Origin of the sequence: Inquilinus sp. (assembly GCF_039594555.1) — a bacterium.
GTDB lineage: Bacteria > Pseudomonadota > Alphaproteobacteria > DSM-16000 > Inquilinaceae > Inquilinus.
Genome location: NZ_JBCNNF010000418.1, coordinates 1 through 6,056 on the forward strand (window position 1 = coordinate 1; position 6,056 = coordinate 6,056).

The 6,056-nt window shown below is 69.9% G+C and carries 6 protein-coding genes; 4 read left to right on the plus strand and 2 right to left on the minus strand.

Features of this window, described 5'->3' with window-relative positions; translation table 11 throughout:
• Positions 1 to 924, minus strand: a 924-nt coding sequence (locus tag ABDW35_RS30390) for an alpha/beta hydrolase (RefSeq protein ID WP_343717584.1), incomplete at its 3' end; no start/stop codon positions are given.
• 77 nt (positions 925 to 1,001) lie between these two features.
• Entirely contained in the window at positions 1,002 to 2,099 is a 1,098-nt protein-coding gene (gene epmA / locus ABDW35_RS30395) for an EF-P lysine aminoacylase EpmA (RefSeq protein WP_343717585.1), read from the minus strand.
• Between the two features lie 193 nt (positions 2,100 to 2,292).
• Here epmA and efp point away from each other — a divergent pair, with 193 nt between their 5' ends.
• The 4 genes from efp (at position 2,293) to ABDW35_RS30415 (ending at position 5,783) form a co-directional block, all read left to right on the plus strand.
• Entirely contained in the window at positions 2,293 to 2,859 is a 567-nt protein-coding gene (gene efp / locus ABDW35_RS30400) for an elongation factor P (RefSeq protein ID WP_034833654.1), read from the plus strand.
• A 9-nt stretch (positions 2,860 to 2,868) separates the two neighbouring features.
• Entirely contained in the window at positions 2,869 to 3,696 is an 828-nt protein-coding gene (locus tag ABDW35_RS30405) for an inositol monophosphatase family protein (protein ID WP_343717586.1), read from the plus strand.
• A 195-nt stretch (positions 3,697 to 3,891) separates the two neighbouring features.
• Positions 3,892 to 4,557 carry an OmpA family protein gene (locus tag ABDW35_RS30410; RefSeq protein WP_343717587.1) on the plus strand — a complete coding sequence of 222 codons (666 nt, stop codon included), beginning with the start codon at positions 3,892 to 3,894 and terminating at the stop codon, positions 4,555 to 4,557.
• An 11-nt stretch (positions 4,558 to 4,568) separates the two neighbouring features.
• Positions 4,569 to 5,783 carry a flagellar motor protein MotA gene (locus ABDW35_RS30415; RefSeq protein ID WP_343717588.1) on the plus strand — a complete coding sequence of 405 codons (1,215 nt, stop codon included), beginning with the start codon at positions 4,569 to 4,571 and terminating at the stop codon, positions 5,781 to 5,783.
• The last annotated feature ends 273 nt before the right edge of the window (positions 5,784 to 6,056 follow it).

The following is a 6,056-nucleotide window of genomic DNA, read 5'->3' on the forward strand; positions in this document are numbered from 1 at the left end:
GTCGATCGCGGCGATCTGCGGCAGGCCGCCGGGGATCAGGTGGATCAGGGCGTTGAAGGCGTGGATCATGCCCGGCGCCATGACATAGGTCACCGGCACCTTCGCCTCCTTCAGCATCCGGGCATAGACCCGCGCCTCGTCGCGCAGCGGGTCGCATTCCGCCGCCAGCACGAAGGTCTTCGGCAGCCGCGGCGGCACCGGGTGCAGGATCGGCGAGGCCAGCGGATGGTCCGGCGCCTCGTCCGGGCCGAGATAGCATTGCCGGAACCATTCCAGGTCGACGCGGTCCAGCCCGTAGCCGTCGCCGTAATCCAGCACCGAATGCTGGCTCATGGTCAGGTCCAGCCATGGGCACAGCAGGTAGGTCAGGGCGATGCGCGGCCCGTTCTCGGTCGCCGCCAGCCGGCTGATCGCGGCGGCCAGGCCGGCGCCGGCGCTGGTGCCGCCGACCATCAGCCGGCGTGGATCGCCGCCGAAGCTTGCGGCGTGATGCGCGGTCCACAGCAGCGCGTCATAGGCGTCGTCGATCGCCGCCGGGAACGGATGGTCGGGGCCGAGGCGGTAGCTGGCCGAGATCACCAGCGCCGGGGTGTTGGCGGCGATCCGCCGGGCCTCGTCCTCGCTCTCCTCGATGCCGCCCAGCACATAGCCGCCGCCATGGAAATACAGCGCCACCGGCAGCGGCCGCCCTCCGGTCCCCTTCGGCCGCAGGATGCGCACCCGGCGCGGCCCGGCCCGGCCCTCGATCTCGTAATCCTCGACGAGATCCATCTCCGGCAGCTTCGGCATCCGCGACAGCTTCAATTCGCTGAACAGCGCCTTGGCGCGGTCCGCCCCGACATCGGCCCAGGACTGGATGCTCGTCTTTTCCCGCCAGCGCTCCACCGCCTCCAGATACGCCTCGCAGTCGGGATGCAGGATCATCAAGGACTCCGGATCGACGGGACGGTGCTCAAGGGCCCGGGCGGAACGCTCAGCGCGCGACCATGGTTCCGATGACGTTATCGAGCTGTCATCGTCCCGATGACGGGCGCCCACAGCACGTCATCGATATGGTCCGCCCCGGTCGCCAGCATCACCAGGCGATCGAACCCTAGCGCGATCCCGCTGCAATCGGAAAGGCCGCCGCCGCGATCCGGGTCGAGCGCCGCCAGGAAGTCCTCGTCGATCGGATAACGCACGCCGTAAAGCTGCTGCTTCAGCTCCATATCGGCCTCGAACCGCGCCTGCTGCGCCGCGGCGTCGGTCAGCTCGCCGAAGGCATTCGCCAGCTCGAGGCCGGCGACATACAGCTCGAACCGCTCGGCGGTGCGCGGATCGGCCGGATTCGGCCGCGACAGCGCCGCCATCGACAGCGGGTATTCGATCAGCACGCAGGGGGCGCCGAAGCCCAGCTTCGGCTCGATCCGCTCCAGGAACACCCGGAAGAACAGGTCGTCCCAGCGGTCACCGTCGCGCGCCGGGATGCCGACCGCCGTGGTCGCCGCGTTCAGCAGGGCCAGGTCCGGGTTCAGCGGGTCCGGCGCGGTCGCCAGCAGGTCGATGCCGGTGAACTCCAGGAACGCCTGCTGCACCGTCAGCACCCGCCATTCGGCGAAGGGGTCGCAATCCTGCCCGCGCCAGCTCAGCCTGTCCCGCCCCGCGGCGCAGGCCGCCGCCTGGAACAGGGCCTGGCAGTCGTCGATCAGCGTCCGATAGCCTTCCCCCGCCCGATACCACTCGATCATCGAGAATTCCGGATGATGGGTGGCGCTGCGCTCGGCGTTGCGGAACACATGGCTCAGCTGGAAGATCCGCTCCAGCCCGGCCGAGAGCAGCTTCTTCATCGCGAATTCGGGGCTGGTGTGCAGGTACAGGCGCTGCGCGTCGTCCGGATGTGGCCCGCGCAGCTCGGTCGCGAAGGCGACCAGATGCGGCTCCAGCCCCGGCGAGACCTGCAGCGCCGGAGTGTCCACCTCGAGGAAGCCGCGCTCGGCGAAGACCTGGCGGACGGCAGCGGTAATCCGCGCCCGCGCCTCCAGGTAAGGCCGCTTGCGGGCATAGACGCCGCTCTGCCACCAGCGGCCGCGCAGGCCCCGAATGCCCGGTTCCGTCGTCATGGTCCTGTCCGATCCCGTCATGCCGCCTCGATAGCAGGTCGCCGCGCGCGGCGCAGCGTTGCTGTCATGGTGCCGACTCGACATTGCCCTTGCCGGGACTTGCTGCTAGGGTCCGCGCCCATCGCGCCACCCTGTCGTGCCGCCCCGGCGCGCCAGTGGGGCGCGAAACGCATTTATCTGCAGAAGATCCGCCATGAAGGTCAATGCCATCACGATCCGGCCCGGCAACGTCCTCGAATACGAGGGCAAGCTGATGCTGGTGACCAAGATCGAGATCATTCAGCCGGGCAAGGGCAATGCCGTCATCCAGGTCGAGATGCGCGACGCCCGCACCGGCACCAAGACGCAGCAGCGGTTCCGCACCCAGGAGACGGTCGAGCGGGCCCGGCTGGACGAGCACGAGATGCAGTTCCTGTACCAGGAAGGCGACAACCTGACCTTCATGGACAACGAGAACTTCGAGCAGACCCAGGTCCCGGTCGAGACCGTCGGCGAGCCGGCGCGCTTCCTGCAGGAAGGCATGGTCTGCACCGTGACCATGTATGAGGGCTCGGCCCTGTCGGTCGAGCTGCCGCAGACCGTCACCATGCGGATCGCCGAGGCGGACCCGGTGGTGAAGGGGCAGACCGCCTCCTCCTCCTACAAGCCGGCGGTGCTGGAGAATGGCGTGCGCGTCATGGTCCCGCCGCACATCTCGGCGGACACCCGGATCGTCATCAACACGGCCGACGGCACCTATCTCGAGCGCGCGAAGGACTGATCTCCCCTTATGGCCGGACGTTCCCCCCTCATCACCGTCATGATCCGCGCGGCCCAGAAGGCCGGGCGCGGCCTCGTCCGCGATTTCGGCGAGGTCGAAAACCTGCAGGTCAGCCGCAAAGGCCCCGCCGACTTCGTGTCGGCCGCGGACCTGAAGGCCGAGGAGACCTTGCGCGACGAGCTGACGCGCGCCCGCCCGCGCTTCGGCTGGCTGATGGAAGAAGGCGGCGTGATCGAGGGTGAGGACAAGGACCGCCGCTGGGTCGTCGACCCGCTGGACGGCACCACCAACTTCCTGCACGGCATCCCGCATTTCGCGATCTCGATCGCGCTGGAGCAGGACGGCGTGCCGGTGGCCGGGGTGATCTTCAACCCGGTGACGGACGAGCTGTACTGGGCGGAAAAGGGCGCCGGCGCCTTCCTCAACGACCGGCGCCTGCGCGTCTCCAGCCGCAAGAACCTAGCGGATTCGCTGATCGGCACCGGCATGCCCTTCATGGGCCGCGGCGACAGCCTCGCCTATCAGCGCGAGCTGCAGATGATCATGCCGCATGTCGCCGGCATCCGGCGGATGGGCGCGGCCTCGCTCGACCTCGCCTATGTCGCCGCCGGCCGCTTCGACGGCTTCTGGGAGACCGGGCTGAACCCCTGGGACATCGCCGCGGGCATCGTCCTGGTGCAGGAGGCGGGCGGCTTCGTCACGGATGTCGACGGCAAGAGCCCGGCCTTGAATGCCGACACCGCGGTGGCCGGCAACGCGCTGATCCACAAGACCCTGGCCATGGCCATCACCAAGGCCCGCGCCCCGCGCACGCCGAAGGCCGCCGCGGCGTCCTGATCCAGGACTTTCGTCGCAAGGGCTGCATTCCTTCGACGGATGGCCCTGTCCTGACGCTGCTTGGCGATTGTTTCGCCCTCCTCCGCTGAGCTATGGTCCGCCCCGTTGCATGCGGGTGTATGATCCATGGTCCGTAGCGTTGTGAGGTTTGGCTTGGCCCACCGTCAGCAGACCGGCCAGCGGGCATGGGCCCGCGTGGCGGTTTTGGTCCTTCCCGCCGCCCTGATCATCGGGGCGGCGACCGCGCGGGCGGAGGATCCGCTCGCCGACAGCGACCTGTCTCTCGACACCCGACTCCTGACCCGCGGCGAGGCCGCGCGCCCGGCGCCGCTGCCGGTGCCGACCTCGGCCGGCCCGGTCACCGGCCCGATCCCGTTCTTGGAGCCGTCTTACCAGCCGGCGGCCATCCCGTCCCTGCCCGGCCTGGTCGACGAGCCGGCGCCGGCCTATGACGCCGACGTGGTCGTGAGGGGCGGCGGCGGTTTCGCCGACCCCAACGTCAAGGTCAAGGCCATGCCGGGGATGAACCCCAACGACGTGGTCGGCCTTATCGTCGGCAACGGCTTCCGCATCCGCTTCAGCCCCGGCGCCGAGGAGATCGGCACCGAGGCCGGCGACCTGCTTTCCGGCCTGGTCGAGAAGCTGGCCGCCGACGGCGGCAGCCAGATCGAGATCCGCGCCTATGCCGGGGCCAAGCCCGATCCGGCCAATGCCCGGCGCATCTCGCTCAGCCGCGCGCTCAACATCCGCTCCTTCCTGATCGACCGCGGCATCGACAGCAAGCGCATCGCCCTGCGCGCGCTTGGCAACACCTCGCCGCCCGACCAGCCCGCGGACCGCGTCGACCTCCGGATCCAGTAGAAAGCCTCCCGATGTCGATGACCGCCCTGGCATCCCGCCCGTCCTCGATGCGCCCGGCGATGTCCAGCCCGCGGCGGTATGTCGTCCGGATGACGGCCTTCGTCATCATCGTCGCCATCGTCGCGGCCCTGCTGGCGCCCGGCGTGTCCTCCGCCTTCCTGTCGAACCCGGCGCTGAACGGCGTGATCCTGGCCGCCACGCTGTTCGGCATCGTCTTCTGTTTCCGTGCGGTGCTGAACCTGGAGCCCGACATCCGCTGGATCGAGGCCCATCTAACGCAGCGCGCCCAGGGCGGGCGGATGGCGGCGGTGCAGCCGCGCCTGCTGGCCCCGGTCGCCCGGGTGATCGCCGAGCAGCAGGGCGAGCTGAGCCTGTCGCCGCTGGCGATGCGGTCGCTGCTCGACGCCATCGGCGCCCGGCTCAGCGAGAGCCGCGAGATCTCGCGCTACCTGATCGGCCTGCTGATCTTCCTCGGCCTGCTCGGCACCTTCTGGGGGCTCCTGGAAACCGTGCGCTCGGCCAGCGGCGTGATCGCCGGGCTGAACATGGAATCGGCCGACCCCAGCGCCGCCTTCGCCACGCTGAAGCACGGGCTGGAGGCGCCGCTGCAGGGCATGGGCACCGCCTTCAGCGCCTCGCTGTTCGGCCTCGCCGGCTCGCTCTCGCTCGGCTTCCTCGAGCTGCAGGCCAGCCAGGCGCAGAACCGCTTCTACAACGAGCTGGAGGACTGGCTCTCGGCCAATACCCGCCTCTCGGCCGGCCCGCAAGGAAGCGGCCTGCAGGTGGAGGCCGGCGAGCCGGTGTTCCCGGCCTATATCGAATCGGTGGTGGCGCAGACGGCCGAGAATCTCGACGCGCTGCGCCGCCTGACGGCGCAGGCGGAGGAGGATCGCCGCGGCCAGGGCGGCGCGGTGGGCGCCGTCGCCACCCAACTGGCGGCGATCGACGACCATCTGCAGGGCCAGCAGGCGCTGATGGCCCGGCTGGCGGAGGGCCAGCAGGCGACGGCCGCGGTGCTGACCCGCCTCGCCACCGCGCTCGAATCCGACCGCTTCGGCATGGATGAGCCGACCCGCCAGCACATTCGCAGCCTGGACACCACGATGCGCCGGATGATCGAGGAGCTGTCGACCGGCCGGATCCAGCTGTCCGGCGAGATCCGGGGCGAGATCAAGCTCCTGGCCCGCACCATCGCCGCGCTGGCGGAAGGCTCCGAGGCCCGCTGATCCATGGCGATGCTTAGCCCGCATGCCTCGCCCTCCGTGTGGCCTGCGCCGGTTCAAGACGCCGGCAGGGCAGGAGGCGCGCGCGGCGCGATGCAGCGCATCGGGCAAGCGCGGCGACGCACCCTGCCGGCGTCTTCAACCGGCCCGGAGGGTTGCCTTGCGGCGGGCGCCTGCGGCCCCGGGCGGCTCGACCGTATGTCCCTATGCGCTCTTCGCCGCCCGGAGCCACATTCACCGGCGCGGACGAAGTCTGCGCGATGATGGGTTACTTCG

Bases quoted from the DNA above. Each gene is read 5' to 3' on its own strand.
- epmA (WP_343717585.1), bottom strand. From the start codon at position 2,099: ATGACGACGGAACCGGGCATTCGGGGCCTGCGCGGCCGCTGGTGGCAG.
- efp (WP_034833654.1), top strand. From the start codon at position 2,293: ATGAAGGTCAATGCCATCACGATCCGGCCCGGCAACGTCCTCGAATAC.
- ABDW35_RS30405 (WP_343717586.1), top strand. From the start codon at position 2,869: ATGGCCGGACGTTCCCCCCTCATCACCGTCATGATCCGCGCGGCCCAG.
- ABDW35_RS30415 (WP_343717588.1), top strand. From the start codon at position 4,569: ATGTCGATGACCGCCCTGGCATCCCGCCCGTCCTCGATGCGCCCGGCG.